Raw genomic sequence first — 23621 nt, forward strand, 5'->3', positions numbered from 1 at the left:
CTTTAATATTTTAAAGGTATTCCTTTAACTATTCTTGCAGCATTACTACCTGCAAGTCTAAGCTTATCATTATCTAAACAGCTATAACTTTGTAGTGGATTATTAGTTGGTAACTGGCATATAGTTATAGTGGCCATCTCTTCATCAATGCCTATACCAGTTTCTAAAAGTGACTCAGAAGCAGCCGTAGTTGCCATTTCTTTAGATGATCCATATTCAATAGTTTCCACTTCATAAAGAACACCTTCTTCTTCAATTCCTGCTAATACCTCTTTTAAGAAAGATTTTGAAGAACTAGTTACAAAAACTTTTATAACAGGTTTTTGGGTTTTCATATTAATCTCCCTTGACTGATTATCTTTTCAAAATGTTAGTCATTTCGTTAGGCATAATATTAACTAGAAATATATGCTAAAACTAGCCCAGTAGCTACTGCGTTCCTAGGACCTTCAACAGACCTTATATTCCCTCGCCCCGCTACAATTTTGTACTTTGATAATTCATTCATAATCATTTCGGGAATTTCAAAGTCTAATGCTGAACCACCAACCAAAACTATATTTGGAATATTTCTTAAGTTATTCATTGGGGCTATGTCTTTTAATGCTCTCAACGCATTTTCCACAAAAACTCTCTTTTTTGCACTTCTTCTAACTTCAACTATTTTTTCTAATGAAATATCAGCATATATAGGCATCATCTCATCCTTTAATACAACTACTCTCCCAAAAAACTTGGGATCTAGCGGGGTGTTAAAAAATTTTACTTCTCTATTTTCCATCCTTATATGATACAAACTTTCTACCTTTGCTACTGGATTTTTTTTAATTTCTTCAGCTAAAGTTCTATCATTTAACCCTAACTCTGAATTAATTAACATTGTTACAAGTTCTCCTGCCCCAGCAAGATGTGTGGATTTTACAATCCCAAACTCATCTAAAATTGCAGCATCCGTTGATCCACCGCCTAAGTCTAATATTCCAAGTGGAAGTTTAACTCCTGGTGTTGTAAATGCACCAAGGACAGCCATTACAGCTTCAACTCCAGCTACATCTACAGTTGACCCTAGTTTTTCACTAAGTTCCCTTGCTACCTTAATCATAGGAAGTTTATCAGCTTTAACCATAGCCGCTACTGCAACTGCTTTTTCCATAAAAGTTTCTCCTGCAATTCCACCTTGTACCTTAACCGGTAGAGTTGTATCTATTGCTAATAAATCTTTTATTTTCACATCTTGAAGTTTTGTCTGCGTAAGCTCTGCCATAATATTTTTAACACTGTTAATCATGCCTCCAATATTAGTTCCAGGCTGTCCTTCAATGTCTTGAATTTTTGGAATGCTAGCTACGGCTTTCATAATTTCTATTGCGCCAGCATCTACATCAATTTTTTGACTAGTAGTTTTTCCTATTATATTAAGTCTACCTGAAGGTATAACCTTTTCTCTTACTTCGCCTTCTGGTGTTTTGATTACTACCGCAGACCTTGTTCCCACAAGACTTTTTGCTACTGGTACAATCTGCTTTGTTTCATTTGCACTAAGATTAAAAATTGATGCAATCCCATATGGATTTGATAATGTTTTTATGGTGTAACCACTATCAGCTACCTCTACAACACCTTTTATTCCAAGAGGAAGTTTATCTATATACTTTACTTCATCCAATATTGGTATTACCTTAGTAAGTCTATTACTAATTAGTACACCTTCATCCCTTTGGACTATAGCACCAACTATTTCAAAGCCAACACTAAGGAAGACATTTATTGCATTAGATGCAATTTCATAATCAACCATTTCAGGAATAACCACAATATACTTCTTTTCCTTTTGCATTTCATTTAGCTTATCTATTCTAATTAGTTCGCCTATTCCAATCCCTGTTCCACCAGGAGTTGATGGATTGTGACCAATCATTGTAGATTCAGTTATTATAGTTTGTGTAATGGTTTCCATGGCAGTGTCCCCAATTACTGGCGCTGCCTCATTAAGTCTTATGGTACCTATGTCCTTTAAATCTTTACCAATTTTATTAATTGCAAGCTCTAATGCAATGATAATCCCATTTACATTTTTAATAGTACCTTTAACACCTGTGGTCTTAGTCAAGCTGCTCGATAATACTTCAATTTTTTTATTGTCATTTATGCAGGCAATACATACTTCCGTTGTAGAATTTCCTATATCGACCCCTGCAATAAATTTCATTTTAAAATACCTCTTTTTTCATAAACTTGTATTGCATCTAACACTAATTTTGAGCAATGAGTTGCATTATATTTTTCATCAAGCCTCCTAACAATTTCTAAAAGTTCACTTTTAGTAGATCTATTAGGTCTTAATTTCTCATAAATTTCTAGTAGTTCTTTATCTGGAACTTCAATAAGTTCTGAAGCGCGAACAAAGTTATCATTTAGTTGAGTTCTTCCAGCCTCACTGGCAATTTCACCTTGCATTATTAGTGTCTCTTTAGAAATCTTTATATCATCCGCTGTTATTTTTCCATCAAGGATATTATTTATATTAATATCCTCAAGTGATTTACCTGTTTTCGATTTTATCTGCTGCCCAGGCATATTTTGCGATAAAGGATATTTTATCATTATAGCTTCACCCTTTCTATTTCTATAGAGCTTGCATTTTTTATTACATTTTCAGTTTCTTTAATGTGCATTATTGCAGCCTTTACCTGATACTTAGGCCTTGACATAAAGTCACTTTGTACTGGAATAGGAATAACTGCCATACCTTTTGCATATTTAGCTGCATTTTTCCCTATATCTCTAAACATTTCTAATGTAATAAGTGGTGCTTGAGGAAAAAGTTCTAAATTAGTTAGCGGATATAAATCCTTTTGATGAATTAATGTTGTTCCTTTAGATTGTATTCCTATGCTGATTCCAGATCCACTAAGCATTGCTGCTTCTTTCCCTATGAATCCAACATCTGAAGTTTTTAAAACTCTTATTATTCTAGGTTTCATGCCTTCTTCTTCAATTCCTGCAAGTATCTGTTTTAAAACATCAAAGTGGCTAAGCCCTGTAATAGTATTTTTTACAACTTTAGCAAAACATGGCCCAACCCCTATAACAACTTCTTTAGGATCTCTTCCTTTCTTTGCAATACCTGTTTCAAAATAGCCATCTATCATTTCATAATTAATAACCTTTTGGGATTTCTTGTTTTCTTTTAACCTTTGAACTACAATCTTTGTTATTTGCTGTATTAGCTTTTCATCAAAGTCCATGGCTTCACCACCTTTATATATCATCAGGGTTAATGATGTTAGGTATATTTTTAATTTCTTCCCATCTTTCTCCTTGTACCCTATAACCAGTACCAGGTCCCTGATAATCATTAGCGTTGTTGACTGCGCTATTAACATTAAATTTGTCATCTAGTATTGCAGAAGTCTGAAGATAATCTCCTGATATCCTTTGCTTTAACATATTTAATATACTATCCGCTACATCATTATAATCGGTATTCACTAAAGCTTTAACTATATCTATCCCAGTAAGCCCTCGATTCATAAGATCCTCAATAGCTTCAAAATCTTCTAATTCATTTCTAATTGGCATATCCTTACTTCCATGAGCATAAGCCGCAGCTTCAACTTCTTCATCTGTAATTTTACTTAACCCTAATTCTTTAAAAAGAGCTTGTAAAACCTTAGCTGCTTTATATCTAACATTTATCACTTCTTCTTCTTTAACTGGTCTGAGTCCTCCATCTATCATCAAATCTCTTTGAAGAACATTATAATCATCAAAATCCTCAGCGTCAAAATTTGAACCTGCAAACATGTTATCGTAATTAGGTGTTCCACCGTAACCAGAAAATATAAAATCTGTTCCAGGTAAGAACTGCATCATTGTCCTAGCCGTTCTTCTTATATCCGAATGAGTAAATGTCTGATCATTACTAGAGGCAACCTCTAAATCCAATAATGAAGCTATTAGGTTTTCTGCAAGTATTGCTCTAATTCCTGATGGAACTGATGATGTAATCCCAATGCAGCTAACTGCACCATTTTGTATACCTTGAACTCCAGCACCCTTTGTTACCAAAAGACATCTGGTTTCTAGGTACAACATGGACTTATTTTCTGCATTCCCCATAAGAACTTCTGATCCAGTACCTGACGTAAACCTTGTTTTAAGACCCCTTGATGCATAAGCTGAAGCTAAAAATGCCTTTGAATAAGGAGTATCATCCCCATCAATAAATACACTTTCAGTTCCATATACAGATATGGTTTCTGCATAAGTTGTGAATCCTCTCATACCTAATTCAAGTTCTGTTGCTTCTTCCACTGCGCATTGAGTTAAAACTCCAGATTTTCCAACTTGGGACCCAATTAAAAGTGAAATAGCATTAAATGGAGCATATCTAGCAACACCTACAGTAGTTTCTTCTTCTCTAAACCCTCTTAAAGCTCCTTCAGCGGCATCAGCTGCTATCTGGACAGGATTATCCCTTAAATTTGTAATATGTGCTTGGTTGGCTGGTGTTTTTCTAGCTCTCATTTTTTGCATAGCCATCATCATCTCAACCACATTAAGTTCATCCAAAATCTTAATTATTTTAGAAGGAGAAAATCCTGAAAATATCTTTATAATGCTTTTTCTACTTACATTAATATCTACAAGCATCCTTGCAACAGCTAGGTCACTGAGCTGCATAGATTTGGGAGCCTCATTTATATTAATAGCAAAGTCTGCTATAAAAGAATCTATAAAATCAAACTCGTCTCTTATCTTTCCATCCATTTCAACTATGCTTCCATTTTCTATTTTTATTGATGGTTTAGGATCGTATGGACTTGCCATAGCTGTAAATCCTTTTTCTGGCCATTCATTCATAAAACTATCTTGATTAATTGGCCTTTTCTCTAACAGTTCAAATCGCTTAGACCTTTTCATTTCAATACCTCACTTTTCGAGGATCTATTTGTTTAATTCGTTAAGAACTCTTCTTGTAATTTCTGATACTAGTGCAGACATATCATTTGATTCTGGTTTAGATTGCGTTTGTGCTTGTTTTTCATTACAATTACATTTTGAATCCTTAGACGCTACAGATTTTGAAGCACAAACTTCTTTAGTTGGACATGAATTATTTAAGCATAATTCTCCTGGATGTTTTCCTGGAACATTAAAACTCTTTCTTAACTCTAATAAATCCTTTACTTGTGAATTACTTAATTCTTTTGGTCCACCAAGCATTATTGAATGATACATTAATTTAGCATAAAATTCTAATGATTCCATTTTGAAATATGCTGCTAGTAGATCCACACCATAAGTAAGTGCACCATGATTTTCTAATAATAAAGCATCATAATTTTGAAGATATTTAGAAATATTATCTGGAATCTCATAAGTAGATGGGGTACCATATTCAGCTATTGGAATACATCCTAAAAATATTGTAGCTTCTGGCATTATTTGTTTTGTTAAAGGTATACCTGCTATTGCAAAGCTTGTACCATATGGCGGATGAGCGTGTACAACTGATTTTACATCTGGTCTTTCTTCGTAAACTCTTATATGCATTTTAAGTTCTGAAGATGGTTTATAAGGTCCTGATGATTGAAGTGTTTCACCCTTCATATTAACTTTACAAATCATATCTGGAGTCATGTACCCTTTGCTCACACCTGTAGGAGTAGTAAGTATTTCATTCTCACCTATTCTTACTGAGAAATTACCGTCATTTGCTGCTACAAACCCATTATTGTAAACACGTTTACCTATTTCACACATAAATTTCTTGATTTCATATTCTGCTACCATTATTATTGCCTCCTTGCGTTATTTTTCTTTTAGTTTCTTTTGATTTATTTTACTTTCTTTTATTTTCTTTATTTTATTTTATCAAAATAAGAAAACGTTGTCAACAAAAACAAAAAAGAAAAACACAAAATATATAAATATATTTTGTGTTTTTCTTTTCACCTTAAGAATATACTAATTCTACATTTTTACTAGCTATGAATTGCTCCCATTCCTGCGACAGTTTTCTATCGGTAAATATCATATCTACATCTTCAAGCTTAAGCATTTTGATAAAAGATACTTTATTGAACTTTGTGTAATCCACCACAAGGAATGTCTTATCAGCGGCCCTTGTCATAGCTTTTTTCACCTCTGCTTCTACATCATTTGATTCTGTTATTCCCTTTTCTATATCTACCCCTTTACAGCAAATTATAGAAACATCAACATTAAAATTACTAATGGAGTCTTCCGTTAGGTGGCCTACAAAAGACATAGACTTTTCTCTTAGAGTTCCACCTGTTGAGATAACTTTACAATCTTTTGCACTAGCAAGCTCTGATACCACCTTTACAGAATTAGTAATCACAGTTATCCTCTTCTTATGTTTAATTCTTTCTGCAACTTGCAAAGCAGTTGTGCTCGAATCAAGCATAATAGTATGACCATCATTTATATATTCTGCTACTTTTATTCCAATACATCGTTTGCCGTCAATGTTTGTAACTTCCCTTATTTTTAAAGGTAGTTCTGAATTTATACTATCATTAATAACGGCTCCACCATACGTCCTCTTTAAAAATCCCTCTGCTTCAAGCTTCTCAAGATCGCGCCTTACAGTTTCTTCAGTCACACTGAAAATTTTACTTAATTCTGGAACTAACACACTATTTCTTTCCTCAAGCAAACTTATTATTTTTCTTTTTCTTTCTATTGCCAGCATTAATTTAACATTCCTTTCGATTACATTTTTCTCACATAACAGATCAAATCATTAAAATTATATTTATAATTCTTTATATATGTTGTTTGATGTCTGTTTCAATATATTTCTTATTTTGTAACAATAATTATTATTATAGCATGTTTTATAGTAGTATACTAACTTTAGCAATTACTTCTTTTTAAAAATATTATCACGACCACAGCCACCTAGAATTTATTCTAAGTGGCTGTGGTCATAAACTATTTTTTATTTAATTATTAATCTTTAAGTCCACTTGTTGCAACACCTTCTACCAATTGCTTTTGGAATATTAAGAAGATAATAACTACTGGTATTAAAGATACAACAGACATTGCAAGCATTCCCCCATAATTATTAAAGGAATTTGGATCAAGATATAAATTTAATGCTAAAGAAACAGTAAAGTGTTCTGGATTACTCATAAAAATTAATGGTTGAAAAAAGTCCTGCCATATCCAATAGAACGAAAATATAGTTGATGTAATTACAGCTGGAACCACTAGTGGAAATATAATTTTAATAAATATTTCAATTTTATTACATCCATCAATTTCAGCTGCTTCATCTAATTCAATTGGTAATCCGCGAATAAACTGAACAGTTAAAAATATGAAGAATGCACTACCAAAAACCCATGGTATTATTAGTGCAGCCATATTATTTATAAGGCCGAGCTTTTTAAATATAATAAATTGTGGCACTACCATAACTTGGTTTGGTATCATAAGTGTCATCATAACGCAGAAAAACCAAAATTTGCTACCAAAGAATTTTATTCTAGCAAAAGCATAAGCAGCAAGTACTGAAGATAAAACTCCTCCTACAGTTCCAATCACAGCTACAATTATAGAGTTCCACATAAATGTACCAAATGAAACTCCGCCTATACCCTTCCACCCTGAGGAATAATTTTTTACAATATCCCAATGTTTAGGTATTAGTGAATATGAATTAACGAATATCTCTGAATTACTTTTAAATGAGCTACTTACTAACCATAACAGGGGATAAATCATAATAAGACCTAATAATATTGTTGAAAAATGAAATATAAATGACCTTAATTTTTTATTTTGTCCCACTTTTATCACTCCTTTGATTCATAATGTACCCATGTTGATTGGGATTTAAATATTACTACTGTGAATAACCCAATTATAAGAACCAATACCCAAGCCATAGCGCTACTATAACCCATATCAAAATAAGTAAATGATTTTCTGTATAGATTTAATACATAAAATAATGTACTGTCCATTGGTCCACCTTGAGTTATTATATAACTTTCTGTAAATGCTTTAAACGCATTAATTATTTGAAGAATTAAGTTAAAGAAAATTACTGGTGTAAGCATCGGTATTGTAATTTTAAAAATTTGTGTGAAATAACCAGCACCATCAATGCCTGCAGATTCATATATACTTTTTGGTACTTGTTTTAGAGCAGCTAGAAATATTAACATTGCTGAACCAAATTGCCATACACCTAAGGATATTATTGTCCAAATAGCAGTAGACGGATTACCTATAAAAGATATTTTTTGATCTATTCCAATAATAGAAAGTAGAGACATTGCAACTCCGTCATTCCCAAATATTTGTTTCCATACTATAGAAACAGCTACACTTCCTCCTACTATAGAAGGTATATAATATACAGCCCTATATAGACCTAAGAATTTTCGTTTACTATTAAGTAGCATAGCTACTATAAATGCAAATATTAATCTTAAAGGTACTAACATAAATACATAATAAAAAGTTACCCCTAATGATTTCCAAAAACTCGGATCATGAAAAAACATTCTTGTAAAATTATCTATACCAATAAATACAGGTGCACTAAGTAAGTTGTATTTAGTAAAAGAGAAATATATAGATATAATCATTGGTATTAAATACATAATTATAAATCCAATTAACCATGGTGCAATCAAGATATAACCAACAGCATTATTATTTCCTGATTTAAATTTCTTTTTTTTGCTCATATAAATTCACAACCTTTACAATTTAATTTTAAAAAATGCTTTACAGACTACATAAAAATGACATCTGTAAAGCAATGTTTTTTGTTATTTAGAATTTCTTCCAAGTATTTCATTAGCCTTAGTTCTAAAATCAGCTGCTGACGCCTCAGCTGTTGTTTTACCATATAAGAATGAATTTACTGTGTCTGTTAATGCCTTAGTAACTTCTGCAACACCTGCTGGGTCTGCTGGATCTGCTTTTGTTGAATTTGCAATAGTAATATCAGCATAATCAAACATATCCTTTTGTTGAGCTGTTAAAGAAGCTTTTAAGCTATCTCTTATTTTTGAAGATACAGGAATTCCACGTTCAGCATTTATGACTTTATTAGCTTCTGGATCATTTAAGAACCAATTAATGAATTTAGCTGCTTCTTTTTGGTTCTTTGAAGATTTCGCAACTGAGAAAAACATTGATGGTTTATTCCATAAAGCTTTAGTTCCGGTTTCGCTATATGGAGGTGTTACTATTTTCAAATTAGGATTTGATTTTGAAACGATCACAGCATAATTAGACCAATCTAGTGTAGCTCCTGCTTGACCAGTAACAACTGGTTCTGCTTCTTTTCCTTTTGCACTAATTTGTGCCCACTCATCTGGATTAGGCATTGCTTTTGCATCTTGAAGCCTTTTAAGCATGCTAACATAATCTACAAAAACTTTATCATTATCGTAACCAAGTTTCGTTCCATCTGCAGAATACATAGTTTTACCATACTGTCTTACCCAATACGGATAAGTACTTATATTATCTATTTTACTTTGACCATAAGTTCCAGTCTTTTGCTTAATTTGTATCATATCTTTTTCAAAGTCAGCCCAAGTCCATTTCGATGTTGGAACTTCAAGTCCAGCTTTAGCAACCACATCTGGATTATAAGTCATTGCAAGTGATAATCCACCTAAAACAACTCCTGTTAGCTTACCATTTACTTTACCAGTATTTACTAAATTAGTATCAGCAGTGGCTAGATCAATAGTTTTATCAGTCACATAAGGTGTTAAATCCGCTAATGTATCATTTTTGGAATATGTTGATATAAATGAATAATCCATTTGCATTATATCTGGCATAGTATCTCCTGCAGCCTGTGCTGATATTTTATCGAAGTATCCATCCCAACCAGAAGGTGTTGCTTGAAAAGTTATATTTGGGTTTTTAGCAGTATACATTTCCAGTAATTTATTAGTATAATCGTGTCTTGATTGTGAACCCCACCAAGTTATTGATAATTTAACAGCTGCATTCTCATCCACTTTACCTTTTGATGAATCGTCTGCCTTTGAACATCCGCTCATTGCTAAAGTACCTGTAAGTATAGCCGCTAAAAGTATAGAAATAGGTTTTTTCATTAATACCTGCCCCCTTGATTTTGTACTTAAATTATTATTCGTATTTATATTTTTATTATACAATTTTTCATTAAATAAAAGAGTCAAAAAAAGCGCTAATTTTGTTTAAAAATCAGCACTTTTGTAAACAGTTACAATTTTCTATATTCAGATGGAGTGTACCCCGTATACTTTTTAAACACTTGACTAAAGTATTGAGTGTTATCACCCAATCCTATTTGCTCAGTAATTTCATATATTTTATAATCCTTTTTACTTTTAATAAGTTCCTTAGCTTTCTCCATCCTAAGCCTAACAACATACCTAGAAAATTTTTCATTAGTATGTTTGTAAAAAAGTTTTCCCAGATAATTTTCATTTATAAATAAAACCGTTTTTGCAATCCAAGTAAGAGATAATTCATAGTTTTGTATATTATTGTCAACGCAGTTTATTACTGTACTAATAATAGAACCATAATTTTCTGTGTTGTTATCATAATTTTTTTTAGCTATTTCATTAGCTATCTCTTTTATATATACACTAATTTGTTTTAACGTACTTTTGTCTTGGATTTCATATAACCCTTTTGTATAACCCCTAACTTCTTTACCATCACCTTGCCTTAGTATAATAAGAAATATTTCAATGCAATAATTTTTAGCCATTTCTATTTCAAGTTTTCCCTCATATATCATATGAAAAAAACTGTCCAATTGCAAGTTTAAGCTTTCTATATTACCTGTTTTAACAGAAACCGCAATTATTTCATTGTACGTTGAATCATTTAAATTATCCCTCGACTTGTTAAACTCAATAACTTTTTCTGTTATTATTTTGTTATCACCAAGATAAAATTCACATTTCAGACATTCTTGAACCTCTAAATACATTTTATTTATACTGTCGAAACTATTTTCATTACTTACCCCTACACAAATATCATTTTTAAAATATTTATTAAAAGCGTCTTTAATTTGTGTTAATAAATCTGTCAGTATAGCTAAATCCATAGATTTAATTAACAATAAAATGTTGTTGTCCAATATAGTGCTTAAATAAACCGTACTTTGATCTAAAATATCATATGCTATGTTTTTCAAAGCAAACTTATCAATTACATCACTTTCATTAACTGCATTATCCATTTTAAACACTATAAGTTTAAACTTAGTTTCTTTTATATCAAATAGTCTTAAAAAATATTCTAGTTCTAATTTACTATAATTTACTCCCATTATAAAATCTCTCAAAAATTGTTCTCCAACTTGTGGTAAAACTTTTTTTAAATTATCATTAATATCTTTTAGAAATCTATCTTTTTTTTCTTCATCTTTTTTTTCACTCTCTATTTCTATTAAAATCATAATTATTTCATTTTCATCACAAGGTTTTAACAAATAGTATTTAACTCCATATTTCATTGCCTTATTTGCAAATTCAAATTCTCCATATCCAGATAAAATTATAAAAATAATTTGAGGATACTCTGCATTTACTTTAGATATTAATTCAAGCCCATCCATTCCTGGCATCTTGATATCCGTAATAACCACATCTGGAACATCACGAATAATAGTCTCATATGCATCTATACCATTTTCAGCCATTCCACAAAGTGAGAAACCATAGTTATCCCAGTCAATGGAATTTCCTATGCCTTCTCTTATTATTCTTTCATCATCAACAATCAATACTTTGTACACTTTATCACCCCGCTTTATAAGGTATTCTAACTATAACAGTAGTTCCTTTATTTAATTCACTCTTTACTGTCAATCCAAATTCATCTCCGAAAAACAGTTTTATTCGCTCATCTATATTTTTTATACCAATTCCAGTACTCCTGGATTTGTTTACTCCAAGTTCTAACTCACGCAAAAATTCCTCCGTCATACCTATTCCATTATCACTAACTATTATCTCAATAAAATCCTTATGCTTTTGAGATTTAATTGTAATTTTACAAACTCCAGTTAATTGTTCAAGTCCATACTTAATAGAATTTTCAACAAGTGGCTGCAATGTCATTTTAAGAATGTGACAATCTTTAATATCCTCAGATACCAATTCGCTAAAATCAAGCCTCTCCTCATATCTTATCTTTTGTATAGTTATATAATCATTTAATAACTTTAGCTCATCATCAATTTTAATGATATTATCCGTACTAGCAATAGATGCTCTAAATAAATTTGCCAGAGACTTAACCATTAATGAAATTTTGATTTGTTTATTTGCTTTAGCTATCCAATGTATTGAATCAAGAGTATTATATAAAAAATGTGGATTTATCTGAGATTGCAAAGCCTTTAATTGTGTTTCCTTAACTAGTATTTGCTTAGTATAGTTTTCTTTTATTAAATCATTTATTTTATTAACCATAACAATAAAATCATTATTTAATTGTCCCATTTCATCACATTTTCCATCAGAACTCTTATCCATTACCATTATATCAAAATTACCATTTTCAACTTTTTTCATTTTTTTACTCAATGTAATTATTGGTTTTGTTATACTACTCGAAAACCCTAACCCAGTGAAAATTGCTAAAGTAAAAATCATTAAAAAACAAAATACCATAATAGTTCTCATAATTTCTATATTTTTAAAAATATTTTCATATGATAAAAAATATACGTATGTCCAATTAGTATAATCAGATACTTCACTATTTAATAAAAATTTCTTTCCATCGATATTATATATTTCACTTTTTGTAGCATTTAATCCAACATCAATTGCCTTTTGCGATGCAATTTTTTCGTCTTTATATATAACCTCTTTGTTTTCAGATAAAATCATTAAATTAGCTTTATATTGGGGAGACATACTTGAAACCGAGCTTACTAATGTTCCCGCATCAATCCTTATTATAAGCGTACCTATTACTTCAAAATTGCTTATGGATCTTATCTTTCGTGCTAAAATAAAGTTTTTATACTCACCTTGAGGTTCCATCCACACAAAACCCCCAGATTTTTCATCCAATCTTTTCATTATTTCCTTTTGCGTATTATCCTGAATAGTAATAGCACTATTTCCTACTGTGTACATCTTATCATTAATATCTACAAAACTAATAGATGATATGTACCTCTCAGTTTGAGATTTATTTCTCAATATAGCCTCCATATTTGTAATTGCATCATATCTTTCATAAGAGGATTTGTCACTATTGATAGTCTTCAAATAATTCTGTGTCTGATTTGAAGATAGAACATCAAAACTTAATCCTTCAACCTTTCTAAGTTCATTTTCAATATTTGTAGAGTATATATTAAGAATTTCAGATGAATTATTAATTAATTGCTTATCATATACTTTAAATGTTATCTGCAATAAAAAGAAGGATAACATACTAATTATCAATACTAATGTAGTTAAAATAATAAATACCTTTCTTTTAATAGATAATACCTTATACTTATTTTTAATATTATTCTTAGTCTTAATTAAATAATTATGTATTACAGTAATCACCTCCTCTCTACATTTTATAACAATTAGTTTAATTTATATACTCTTACTACATTTTATCCAACATTTTTTTTACAACCATTGCTACATAACCCCTGGTAATTAAACTATTTTTGTCATTTCTCTTGTCCTGCACCAAATCAACTGCTATATCTTTATTTAATTTAAGTGCAGCTAAAACAATATCCTCTACTTCCCCTATCGTTATTGGTTTTTCAGGCATTATAGTATTATTAACAATAATACTATCTGGAATTATGTCATAATTATAAGCAGCTTGAATTATACCAGCATACCACTCATCACCAAATACATCATCAAAAACATCATTATATACATTCGTAGGTGAATATCTAAATACCTTTAACATTATATCTAGAAAATTGGCCCTTGCTAAAATATTGTTCGGATTAAACTTTTCATCTTCAACATTCATTATTCCACGTTTAACCACTTCTTCAATATCTGTTTTAGCAAAATGTTTATCAATATCTATACATTTTGTAAATGAAATATTTTGAGCCCAATCATTTGATTGCGACCATAATTTAAATTCTTCACGTACGGCTTCATCTGTAGGTTCTACCCAATTAGAAACTTGCTTTATTTGTATTTCATCCTCAGAAATATCTCTTAAATGCTTTATTATAGTATGGATTTTGGCTTCCTTAATTCCATCTACTACAAGCCTTGCCATTTCGAAAGCGCCAAAATCATTATGATGAGTATAGTCCTTAGGATAAAAATACCTAGCAACTTTTTTTGATCCATGTTTTAAAATAAAATCAACACTTTTATCATGAAGATCAATAAGAGGGATTCCTCTTTCAAAAGCAACTTGTTTACACGCATCCGCATATTCTTTGAGCATATCATTAAAACTCCCATTAGGCCCATTCCATATAGTTCTACTTACTGGAGAAACAATAACTGGATAAGCACCTTTTTCCTGTATCTCCTGAGCATATCTTCTTAGATTATCTGCATAACCTCCAAAAGCACCCAAAGTCTTGTCCTTTTGATCATTATGTCCGAATTGCATAATTATTATATCATCTTGCTTTATAGACCTTTCAACAATACTCCAGTGTCCACCGCTTCTAAAACTTTCAGTTGTTAATCCAGAGTGAGAATGATTAGAAACAGATATGCCTTGTTTTAAAAATAGTGGTAGTATCTGAGCCCATCCGCAATAACTAGTTGCAGGATTATATGGGTAATTTGCACCTTGATCAGTTACTGTAGAATCCCCCGCAATATAAATAGTTGGTATGTTACTAGCTTCATCAACAGTTAAGAAATTAATGCAAGAGTTAATCCCCAAAATAGTAATATCTATACTATCATCTTTATAAACCTCAGTTTTACCTCTAGGAACAATGTCACAAACGTTTGCTGTAAAATCAAAATCAATCAATTCCCCAGCTTTAGCAATTGCATTTTTTAGTACGCACCTTCTTCTTTGGGAAAATACTGAAACCGTCATATCCTTGTTTTTATTTCCCATACTTAACTTTATGTTATAATTTCCGCTACGTGGAATTTTAACTCTAAAACTTAATGGTACATCGGGTTTATCACTATAACAAAATCCATTTATAATATTATTATTGTCCTGCTCCTCCATAAGAATATTACTTATTTGCTGCCCAATTAATGATGGATCAATATCGAAAGCACTTCCAAGTTCAGGAATTTGTAATAATTCATTTTTCTCTTTAACACCTTCAGTAACAAATCCATACTCATTCTCATTTGTATAAAATGTTTCATTTGTTATGTTAACATATTCTTTTTTCTGATCTAATCCCCCAAAATTAAATTTCTTTGAAAACAATTCTAAAGACATAATTTTATTCACCCACTTTAAAGTATTTATACTCTTTGTAAACTTTTAATTTTAAGCTTCCTGCAATTCCTGATTTAAGGCTAACCCCACAAATTCTATTTGCTAGTGAATTAGTTACCTCTATAATCAATGAATTTAAACCCAACCTCACACAAGTTGAAATATCAAAAATATATGGTCCCCACATTTTTATGAAAGGCTGTTTTCCATTTATAAATACCTTTACAATTTCATATGCCTCCTCAAGTTCAAGTTGTACTACATTTATAATTTTAATGTTTTCAATAGTGAATTCATTCCTGTATGTCATGGTTCCAGAGTAATTTTCTAAACCTCTCCATTCATTAAAAGGAGTTAATTCAAATTCTTTAAGAATATTCTCATCATCATTGAACTTTTTTTTATTGCTTGTAATCATCACGGGGCTTGAACTATCCACAACAAAGATAACACTTTCTCTTCTATTTAATTCGAGTGGTATGCTCATAAACCCATCATTTATTTCTAACACTTCCTGCTTCTCGGTTTCTCCCTTCCATGCATCCCACTTCTCTACATTTCCAACATTTTTAATATTTATAGTATCATTTATTTTTTCTTCACCTTCATTTACAAGAACATAGTAGTGAAAACCATCCTTAACTACATGACTTACTCTTAGTGATTTTTGCTTATGCAAAGTATATAAATCACGACTTTCTAAAATTTCTGGAATATTTAATAAATCATTACTTTCTTTAAGAACCAAAACATTCTTTAGACTAATGTTATCTCCATCTAAATTGTTAATTATAATTAAACCACCAGCATCCGTAAATTTCTGTAGTTCTGGTATTATTTCTTTTGTAACAATACTAACATTCTCAATTATAATAACATTATATTTTTGCTTTTGAATATTTACAATTCCATCACTTATATTACATAAATCTGATATAAGTAGTTCTTTTTCCAAATAATTAAATTCAATAGAGTTTTCGTATAATGACTTAACGCTTTTCCACGGTAAGTTATGATTTTCGCATAATACTGCAATATTTGTTACGTTGTAACCACCCGTCATTATATAACTCATTCTTTTCATATATAAAGATATATGATTGTAATATGGCCACCATATATTGTTAGGCCCCACGTCTGGTGGTCTTTCTCCAATTCTTCGCTCGCCTCTTATTGAATAGAAGAAAGCATGAGGATATAAAAGATTTACTCCCCTTACAAATAACCAATCCATATACCATTTCATATCATCTGCCGAAAATGACCACTCTATTTTATTCTTTCCACAGCAAGCAAAACATTCATTTCCATTTCTTATTTTACCTCTGTGCCTAGCTGAATCAGAGCTACACTTAGCCATTGTAGAGTGAACTCCCGAAATAGCCATGTCATTCTCTGGTGATACCCACCTCCATACTATATCCTGAGCTGGTACATGAAAATGTTTAAGTAAACCAATATCATCACTTTCATGAGGATGTCCTGTAAGTGATATATTATGATTTTCGCACCACTCACTTATCGGTTTGTAAAAAGATATCTCTAATTTTTTGTTTATAGCAATATTATATCTATTTTTTATAATTGTACTTTGAGAAGTTTGCGACTTTGCCTCTAACCACAATGCTGGTAAATCTTCTTCCTGTCCGCCTTGCTCAATATAAAAATCAAGGAATCCACTCGTCCATGGCTTCATATTATTATGATTACCTCTGCCCATTATATCTGGCTCATCAGTAAACATTCCTGTTACAACATTCCCAAAATATTCACTGAATTCTTTATAATACTTCTCATGAGTTAATCTAATAAAAGACTTAACCGCACTAGGATTAAGCAAATCACTTGAAGCAGGTGCCTGCGATTCTCCATCATCCTCCCCAAAATGTATACCTCTTATATGCCCTTTCGTATAGACCTCTATAAAAAGAACAATATACCATTCATCTTTACTTGGTGGAATAAATGTTATCTTATCATCCTTAACTTTTATTTTTTTCACCTGTAAAAAATCAAATTCATTATCTTTATTTTTTTTAACTGCTAGTGCCGAAACCAATTTCTCTTCATTAGTGTTTTCAAATTCAACTGCTGTTTCGTTGTAACATTTATATTCCAGCATTTTAAGTCCGCGGCTAGCATGCTCTGGATTATTCTTAACCACCATTCCATGAGCAGATCCTGAAGGATACATAGCCTCATCATATAGTACTACCTTCATATTAAGTTTTTCCGCTTCCTCGATAGCACACCTTACAAAACTCATAAATTTAACAGAAAGATATTCAATTTCTTTAGGAATCCCTATCCTTGGATGAATAACAAATGCATTAACCCCTTTTTCTTTGAAGTCGTTAATTTGCCTCTTAATCTCTTTATTGTCTAAACCATCATTCCAAAACCAAAATGGGATTGGCGTATATTCCTCTGAGGGGTTTATGAATTCATTTCTTTGCTCTTCAATCATTTTTGACACCTCCTTTTTAATATATTATCTTGAATGCGTTAAGATTAACTATTTGTACAAACCCATTATACAAAGACCCCAACATAAGAATTTTAAAATTCATGCAGAGGTCTTTGATTATTATTTATTCTAATGAAAATCTCCTAATTTATAATAAATTCTTTTGAGTACCACCCTTAATTTCAATTATTTCACCATTAACGCTTAGCCATAAATCTAAAACTGATGGATTATAGACAAAATCACAAGCAGCTGAAAATTTTAAATTATCAATAGCTTTAAGGTAGTCTACTATTTCTATGTTTGTAGCATACCAAGTGTCTTCCTTATTACTCACTAACTTACAAAATCCCTCAATCAGTTCCCAGTTATTATCTCTATCAAATTCATAACTGTGGCCCCATACATACATCATATAAAGATATTGTTTTTTATTTAGTGATACAAATTCTTCTCCAAGTTCCATTAAATTCGTATTATGATGGCAAGTTGCTTTCCAAGCAAAAAAATCTTCAGGAAGGTCAAATATTTTACTACTACCCACTACTCTTGAATATTCTATGCCAAGATGAGGTAGTATTTCTTTAATATCATTATTATAAGATCCATTAGGATAAGATAGTCCTCTTACTGTGTAGCCAACTAAGTTTTCTAAATTTTTTCTATCTTCTAAAACCTGAAGTACTACCTGTTCCTTTGGAGATCTTGCTATTGTTGGATGGGTTAAAGTATGCGTCGCCACTTCATGTCCAATATAAAGTTCTTTAACCTCGCTAGGCTTAATTCGACTGTCATCAAACAAACCTGAATTTATATGGAATGTACCTTTTATAGCATTTTTATTTAATATTTCTACAAGTCTTCTATCAAAAACTTTTCCATCATCATAACTCATAGTTAATACCTTATGTTTACCTTGAGGAAAGCACTTGTAAATATTATACATTTAAATTACCCCTTTTAATATCTCGCGAACCTTTTAATTCGCGAAATTGATTTTATTTGTTCTATAATTTATAACTTAAATTAAGATTCGTACTGCAAAATAGAAGCTAAAAAAGCTAATGTAAGCCCTTGCCCCCATCCTTGAACTCTCTTTTTAGGAACTTTTTTATACCCATCTGTATCAATCATCACAGCAGTACCTGCAGAAACATTCATTACTGATCCATCCTCTGAAATATTATTACATATTCCGTCTAGCGCCTTTTGAACATACTTTCTTTGAAGAGGATGTCTTTTAATAACAAGACTTGCAGCAATACCAGCACTAGCTGATGTCTCTAGGTACGATGACTCATCATCAAGTATTGTATGCCATAAACCTTCCTCTGATTGTATCCGTACTAAAGAACTTAGTTGGTCCCTTAAACAATCGTTTATGCTCATAAACATTGGGTATAAATAATTTATAAGAGTTGTTGCCTGAGCCATTGTATATGCAGCCCATGCATTTGCTCTTGCCCAATGAATACCAGACATATGATCTTTTTTAACATTATCCCAACCATGAAAAAATGTATCAGTTTTGTCGTCTTGTAAAAATTCTTCATGCCAATAATATTGATTTAATGCATCTTCAACATATTCTTTATTATCTAACTTTATACCCATCCTAAGAAGAAAATAAGCAGCCATAAATAAAGTATCCGCCCAAGCTTGTTCTGGGAAGTCATTGCCCGCTGATACTGTATGTTGGAAAACTCCTTCTCCAAACCTTACAGCATCATTTCTTAGATATTCAGCTTTTTCTATAGCTAAATCCATGTATTTTTGATCTCCTGTTGCTTCAAATAATGTTATAAGGGTATGCCCCATTGCAATGGAATTTATCATGAATTCTGGAATTCCAATTTCTATATATTCATCTACCCATTTCACAAGGTAGTCAATATACTCTTGATTTTTAGTAACTTCCCACGCCTTACATATACCATAAAAAGCAACTCCACAAGGCCAATCCCATGTAAAATCCATCTTCATAGTCCGCTTCACAACCTTGTCTATAAGATCTTTTATTTTTTCTTCATCATAATCTAATTTTTTCATTATTAAACTCCCTTCTATTTAATATTTTTGTGTATATTATTAGTTATTTCCATCCCTTAAGATATTCCTTAGTATTATCGAACATTTCATTAAAAAGTAGTCTTTCATCTTTTAATGAGATATTAACTACAAGAGGATCATTAACAAATGCTGTAAAAGCTAGCTTCTTATCTTTATCTAAAGTCGCTCTAAGTATTGTTTCTTGATTCATAGCCACTCTATGAACAAGGGAATGAATATTATCAGGTAACTTCCCAGCCAATATAGGTTTTATGCTGTTTTTCGTAAATAATGCATTTGTCTCAACGACAATTCCAATTGGTAACCCGATTACTTGGCCGTTGTTTGGCATATTAACATTAGTCACCATATCCTTAATTCCAAGAAGTGCTTTCATTAAATTAACACCTTCTTCTCCTGTTTCTTTTAGCTCAAATTTCTCAGACCCAGAAACCAGTCTTTCACTTTTTTCTAATCTCTCTTTAAGTTGATTTTTTCTGAAAGTTACAGTTGTTAATCCAAACTTCCACTCCTTAACGGTCTCTGGATCATTTAAGTACCAGTTTCCTGGTAGGAACTCAGCAAGATGTCTGTCACCAGCAGCCGCAATAACACCATATCTTAAAAATAAATCAAATTTTACTCTTTCAGCTGATTCAAATGAATTATTCATCCAATGACCTTCTTCACTTCCTATAAAACCGGTTTCACAATACTTGTGAGCAAATTTTGAATACACTTCTAATAAGTCTATATCCTTATAATAAGCTTCGTTAATCCACGTAAAGTGATTTAATCCAAGCACGTTAATTTTAATTTCTGACCTCTGTACATCTTTAATATCCAATATATCCTCAAGTGCATTGATTAAAATCTTTTGAGTGCCAAACACTTCATGACAACACCCAAATGCTTTGATTTCAGGAAATACTTCATATAATGTTCTAACACATAATGACATTGGATTAGTATAATTAATTACCCATGCATCAGGACAAATATTTTTAAGATTTTCTGCAATCTCTATATACATTGGGATTGTTCTATGTGCTCTAAATTGACCACCGGGACCGACACTATCTCCGACAGACTGGTATATACCATATTTTTCAGGAGCATGTACATCTGACTGCATCTCATCAAAAGTCCCAGGTAAAATGGATATAATAACAAAATCTGCATCTGTTAAGGCTTCTTTTATTGATTTAACAGCTTTATACTCCCAATTACTTTTAGCATAATCTTTGCCTTTAATAGTATTTCCTATGATTTCATTAGAAGTAGCGGCTTCATAATCTATGTCGTATAGATATACTGAACCTGAAAGTTCTTCTTGAGCAGCCAAATCACTCATAAGTCCCCACGCCCATCCTCTAGAACCTCCTCCAATATATGCTATTTTGACACCGCTTGCTGTATTTGTATTTTTATTTAAAATCATAAATTGTTCCTCCTCATTAGCATCATCTTTTCTAATGCCTTTCTAATTGCATTATAGAACAATAATCTGTGTATTTCAGCACAATATTTGCTATAAAAACTTATTTTCTACAAATCTTGTTGTAAAAATTTTTATTAAGCTATATAATTTTATTAGGTGATATTATGGAAGAAAATATTAAAATCCACGATAAAATAGAAAAATCCTTCGAAATAACTGAATTTAAATCATTTGGTAATGTAAGTATGAAAACAAATCACTATCATGATGATTATGAAATTTATTATTTACTCGAAGGGTATAGACATTATTTTATAAAAGATAAGGTATATGATATAAAAAAAGGCGATTTGGTATTTGTTGAGAAAAATGAAATTCACAAGACTTTTCATGCTGGAGCTCCATATCATCAAAGACTTTTAATAAACTTTAAAAAATCTTATTTAAATAATATTTTAGTTGAAACAAATAATTATGATTTACTCTCATGTTTTCATGAAAACAATTATGTCCTTAGGCTAAAAGTAGATGAACAGAAACAGATTGAAAATTTATTATTTAAGATGATTTCTGAATATGATAATCCAATTAACAGCTCTTCAATTTATTTGAAAATTATGCTAACTGAGTTTCTGATATTATCTGAAAGGTTATTTATAAATGCACCTAGTTACCATATAGAAACAACAAATCCTATTCACAAAAAAATATCTGAGATAATTACATACATTAATAAAAATTATGTAGAAAATTTAACTTTAGATTTTTTATCAAAACGTTTTTTTATAAGCACCTATTACTTAAGCCGAACCTTTAAAAAAATGACTGGTCTATATTTAACACAGTATGTTAACACTATAAGGGTAAAAGAAGCTGAGAAATTATTACTTACTACAAAGCTAAACATTACTAATATATCCCAGGAGGTCGGTTATGATAGTATCACGCACTTTGGGAGAGTATTTAAATCAATAACAGGTGTGTCACCACTAAAATACAAGAAAACGCTTTCTTAATATTAAATCATACCCGTAATTTAATTCAAAGGAGATAAGTATACATGTCAACTATTAAAGATGTAGCCATAAAATCTAAAACCTCCGTAGGTACAGTTTCTAGGTATCTTAATGGATATATACTAAAAGAATCAAATAGAATAAAAATAGAAGATGCTATTAGTGAGCTCAACTTTACTTTAAATCCAATTGCTAGAGGGTTAAAGACTAATAAAACAAATACGATTGGAGTACTTATCCCTGGGCTTTCAAATGTGTTTAGTCTGCAAGTAATTAGTGGTATGGAAAAGACCTTTGAGGAGTATGGATATAATATAATAGTTTCTAATTCTTCTGGCAATGTAGAAAAGGAAAAAGAAAAGCTTAGGTTGTTTAAAGCAAATCGCGTTGATGGTATAATTCTTATGCCGGTATCCGACCTCGGAGACCATATTATAGCTGCAATCGGAAGAGATATACCTCTAGTACTAATTGATAGATTAGTTGAAAATATAAAATTAGATGGTGTTATTTCTGATAATGTTAAAGGTTCATATAATGCTGTAGAACATATAATCATGATGGGCCACAGCAGAATTGGAGTTATTGCAGGTCAAAGTAATGTCTATACCTCTAGCGAAAGACTAAAAGGATATTCAATGGCTCTTAAAGACTACAAAATCGAGACTTCTGAGGATTTAATAGTGTATACTGATTTTGATAAATTAGGTGGAGAAAATGCCATAGAAATATTAATGGCACTTAAAGAACCTCCAACAGCTATTTTTGCATCAAATTATTATACAACCCTTGGGGCAGTAAAAGCTTTAAATAAAATGGGAATTAAAATTGGTGAAGACATTTCTTTATTTGGCTATGATCAGTCGGAATTGAATGAAGTACTAAACCCACCTTTATCTGTAGTAGTCCAACCTATGGATGAAATAGGTCATAAGGCCGCAGAACTACTAATTAGAAGAATGAAGAACGACCAAATAGGATTTCCCACAATTATAAACTTAAAGAATCAGCTTGTTTTAACTATGTCAATAAAAAAAATAAATTAATATTTTATAATCACACACAAATATTTAATTCAATAATTTATCCCATAGGGTTATATACGGTAATAATCGGTTGATGGTCATGCACCATTGAAAATACTATATTAACTACCTACATTGATTAGAAATATGCCATTGTCTCATTGATATTTAACTTGAAAAAT

Annotated in this window: 19 protein-coding genes; 2 read left to right on the forward strand and 17 right to left on the reverse strand. The window is 31.1% G+C overall.

Annotated features, from left to right (window positions below; translation table 11 throughout):
* Positions 1 to 2: 2 nt before the first annotated feature.
* The 17 genes from KPL55_RS14655 to KPL55_RS14735 form a co-directional block, all read right to left on the reverse strand.
* On the reverse strand, positions 3 to 335 hold the full coding sequence (locus KPL55_RS14655) for a glycerol dehydratase reactivase beta/small subunit family protein (protein WP_216307482.1): 333 nt from the start codon (positions 333 to 335) through the stop codon (positions 3 to 5).
* 59 nt (positions 336 to 394) lie between these two features.
* A complete protein-coding gene (locus tag KPL55_RS14660; protein WP_216307483.1) occupies positions 395 to 2209 on the reverse strand; it encodes a diol dehydratase reactivase subunit alpha in 1815 nt (604 codons plus the stop codon).
* Complete coding sequence (locus tag KPL55_RS14665; RefSeq protein WP_216307484.1) at positions 2206 to 2604, reverse strand: diol dehydratase small subunit; 399 nt, start codon at positions 2602 to 2604, stop codon at positions 2206 to 2208. Before KPL55_RS14665 ends, KPL55_RS14660 begins: the two co-directional genes overlap by 4 nt.
* A complete protein-coding gene (locus tag KPL55_RS14670) occupies positions 2604 to 3248 on the reverse strand; it encodes a propanediol/glycerol family dehydratase medium subunit (protein ID WP_216307485.1) in 645 nt (214 codons plus the stop codon). Before KPL55_RS14670 ends, KPL55_RS14665 begins: the two co-directional genes overlap by 1 nt.
* 13 nt (positions 3249 to 3261) lie before the next feature.
* The gene (locus KPL55_RS14675) at positions 3262 to 4926 is read right to left on the reverse strand and encodes a propanediol/glycerol family dehydratase large subunit (RefSeq protein WP_216307486.1); all 1665 of its coding nucleotides are present in this window, start codon (positions 4924 to 4926) and stop codon (positions 3262 to 3264) included.
* A 24-nt stretch (positions 4927 to 4950) separates the two neighbouring features.
* A complete protein-coding gene (locus KPL55_RS14680; protein WP_216307487.1) occupies positions 4951 to 5799 on the reverse strand; it encodes a class II aldolase/adducin family protein in 849 nt (282 codons plus the stop codon).
* A 163-nt stretch (positions 5800 to 5962) separates the two neighbouring features.
* On the reverse strand, positions 5963 to 6724 hold the full coding sequence (locus KPL55_RS14685; RefSeq protein ID WP_216307488.1) for a DeoR/GlpR family DNA-binding transcription regulator: 762 nt from the start codon (positions 6722 to 6724) through the stop codon (positions 5963 to 5965).
* A 260-nt stretch (positions 6725 to 6984) separates the two neighbouring features.
* A complete protein-coding gene (locus KPL55_RS14690) occupies positions 6985 to 7830 on the reverse strand; it encodes a carbohydrate ABC transporter permease (protein WP_312887302.1) in 846 nt (281 codons plus the stop codon).
* A gap of 5 nt (positions 7831 to 7835) precedes the next feature.
* A complete protein-coding gene (locus KPL55_RS14695) occupies positions 7836 to 8738 on the reverse strand; it encodes a carbohydrate ABC transporter permease (RefSeq protein ID WP_216307489.1) in 903 nt (300 codons plus the stop codon).
* An 84-nt stretch (positions 8739 to 8822) separates the two neighbouring features.
* The gene (locus tag KPL55_RS14700) at positions 8823 to 10130 is read right to left on the reverse strand and encodes an ABC transporter substrate-binding protein (RefSeq protein ID WP_216307490.1); all 1308 of its coding nucleotides are present in this window, start codon (positions 10128 to 10130) and stop codon (positions 8823 to 8825) included.
* 131 nt (positions 10131 to 10261) lie between these two features.
* Positions 10262 to 11815, reverse strand: a complete 1554-nt coding sequence (locus KPL55_RS14705) for a response regulator transcription factor (RefSeq protein ID WP_216307491.1) — start codon at positions 11813 to 11815, stop codon at positions 10262 to 10264.
* Positions 11816 to 11819: 4 nt separating this feature from the next.
* Complete coding sequence (locus KPL55_RS26590) at positions 11820 to 13595, reverse strand: sensor histidine kinase (protein WP_216307492.1); 1776 nt, start codon at positions 13593 to 13595, stop codon at positions 11820 to 11822.
* A 46-nt stretch (positions 13596 to 13641) separates the two neighbouring features.
* Positions 13642 to 15441 carry a rhamnogalacturonan acetylesterase gene (locus KPL55_RS14715; RefSeq protein WP_216307493.1) on the reverse strand — a complete coding sequence of 600 codons (1800 nt, stop codon included), beginning with the start codon at positions 15439 to 15441 and terminating at the stop codon, positions 13642 to 13644.
* Positions 15442 to 15445: 4 nt separating this feature from the next.
* Positions 15446 to 17908, reverse strand: a complete 2463-nt coding sequence (locus tag KPL55_RS14720) for a glycosyl hydrolase (RefSeq protein WP_216307494.1) — start codon at positions 17906 to 17908, stop codon at positions 15446 to 15448.
* 148 nt (positions 17909 to 18056) lie between these two features.
* Positions 18057 to 18854, reverse strand: coding sequence for a polysaccharide deacetylase family protein (locus KPL55_RS14725; protein WP_216307495.1), 798 nt, complete (start codon positions 18852 to 18854; stop codon positions 18057 to 18059).
* Positions 18855 to 18934: 80 nt separating this feature from the next.
* Complete coding sequence (locus KPL55_RS14730) at positions 18935 to 19957, reverse strand: glycoside hydrolase family 88/105 protein (protein ID WP_216307496.1); 1023 nt, start codon at positions 19955 to 19957, stop codon at positions 18935 to 18937.
* Positions 19958 to 20000: 43 nt separating this feature from the next.
* Positions 20001 to 21398 (reverse strand): family 4 glycosyl hydrolase, encoded by a 1398-nt coding sequence (locus KPL55_RS14735; RefSeq protein WP_216307497.1) that lies wholly within the window; start codon positions 21396 to 21398, stop codon positions 20001 to 20003.
* 164 nt (positions 21399 to 21562) lie between these two features.
* On the opposite strand from KPL55_RS14735, the gene KPL55_RS14740 reads away from it, so the two are divergent.
* A complete protein-coding gene (locus KPL55_RS14740) occupies positions 21563 to 22414 on the forward strand; it encodes an AraC family transcriptional regulator (RefSeq protein WP_216307498.1) in 852 nt (283 codons plus the stop codon).
* Positions 22415 to 22458: 44 nt separating this feature from the next.
* On the forward strand, positions 22459 to 23460 hold the full coding sequence (locus KPL55_RS14745) for a LacI family DNA-binding transcriptional regulator (protein ID WP_216307499.1): 1002 nt from the start codon (positions 22459 to 22461) through the stop codon (positions 23458 to 23460).
* Positions 23461 to 23621: the final 161 nt, after the last annotated feature.

It is taken from the genome of Clostridium lacusfryxellense (assembly GCF_018861735.1).
Taxonomy (GTDB): domain Bacteria; phylum Bacillota; class Clostridia; order Clostridiales; family Clostridiaceae; genus Clostridium_AD; species Clostridium_AD lacusfryxellense.

Bases quoted from the DNA above. Each gene is read 5' to 3' on its own strand.
- KPL55_RS14655 (WP_216307482.1), bottom strand. From the start codon at position 335: ATGAAAACCCAAAAACCTGTTATAAAAGTTTTTGTAACTAGTTCTTCA.
- KPL55_RS14660 (WP_216307483.1), bottom strand. From the start codon at position 2,209: ATGAAATTTATTGCAGGGGTCGATATAGGAAATTCTACAACGGAAGTA.
- KPL55_RS14665 (WP_216307484.1), bottom strand. From the start codon at position 2,604: ATGATAAAATATCCTTTATCGCAAAATATGCCTGGGCAGCAGATAAAA.
- KPL55_RS14670 (WP_216307485.1), bottom strand. From the start codon at position 3,248: ATGGACTTTGATGAAAAGCTAATACAGCAAATAACAAAGATTGTAGTT.
- KPL55_RS14675 (WP_216307486.1), bottom strand. From the start codon at position 4,926: ATGAAAAGGTCTAAGCGATTTGAACTGTTAGAGAAAAGGCCAATTAAT.
- KPL55_RS14680 (WP_216307487.1), bottom strand. From the start codon at position 5,799: ATGGTAGCAGAATATGAAATCAAGAAATTTATGTGTGAAATAGGTAAA.
- KPL55_RS14685 (WP_216307488.1), bottom strand. From the start codon at position 6,724: ATGCTGGCAATAGAAAGAAAAAGAAAAATAATAAGTTTGCTTGAGGAA.
- KPL55_RS14695 (WP_216307489.1), bottom strand. From the start codon at position 8,738: ATGAGCAAAAAAAAGAAATTTAAATCAGGAAATAATAATGCTGTTGGT.
- KPL55_RS14700 (WP_216307490.1), bottom strand. From the start codon at position 10,130: ATGAAAAAACCTATTTCTATACTTTTAGCGGCTATACTTACAGGTACT.
- KPL55_RS14715 (WP_216307493.1), bottom strand. From the start codon at position 15,441: ATGTCTTTAGAATTGTTTTCAAAGAAATTTAATTTTGGGGGATTAGAT.
- KPL55_RS14720 (WP_216307494.1), bottom strand. From the start codon at position 17,908: ATGATTGAAGAGCAAAGAAATGAATTCATAAACCCCTCAGAGGAATAT.
- KPL55_RS14725 (WP_216307495.1), bottom strand. From the start codon at position 18,854: ATGTATAATATTTACAAGTGCTTTCCTCAAGGTAAACATAAGGTATTA.
- KPL55_RS14730 (WP_216307496.1), bottom strand. From the start codon at position 19,957: ATGAAAAAATTAGATTATGATGAAGAAAAAATAAAAGATCTTATAGAC.
- KPL55_RS14735 (WP_216307497.1), bottom strand. From the start codon at position 21,398: ATGATTTTAAATAAAAATACAAATACAGCAAGCGGTGTCAAAATAGCA.
- KPL55_RS14740 (WP_216307498.1), top strand. From the start codon at position 21,563: ATGGAAGAAAATATTAAAATCCACGATAAAATAGAAAAATCCTTCGAA.
- KPL55_RS14745 (WP_216307499.1), top strand. From the start codon at position 22,459: ATGTCAACTATTAAAGATGTAGCCATAAAATCTAAAACCTCCGTAGGT.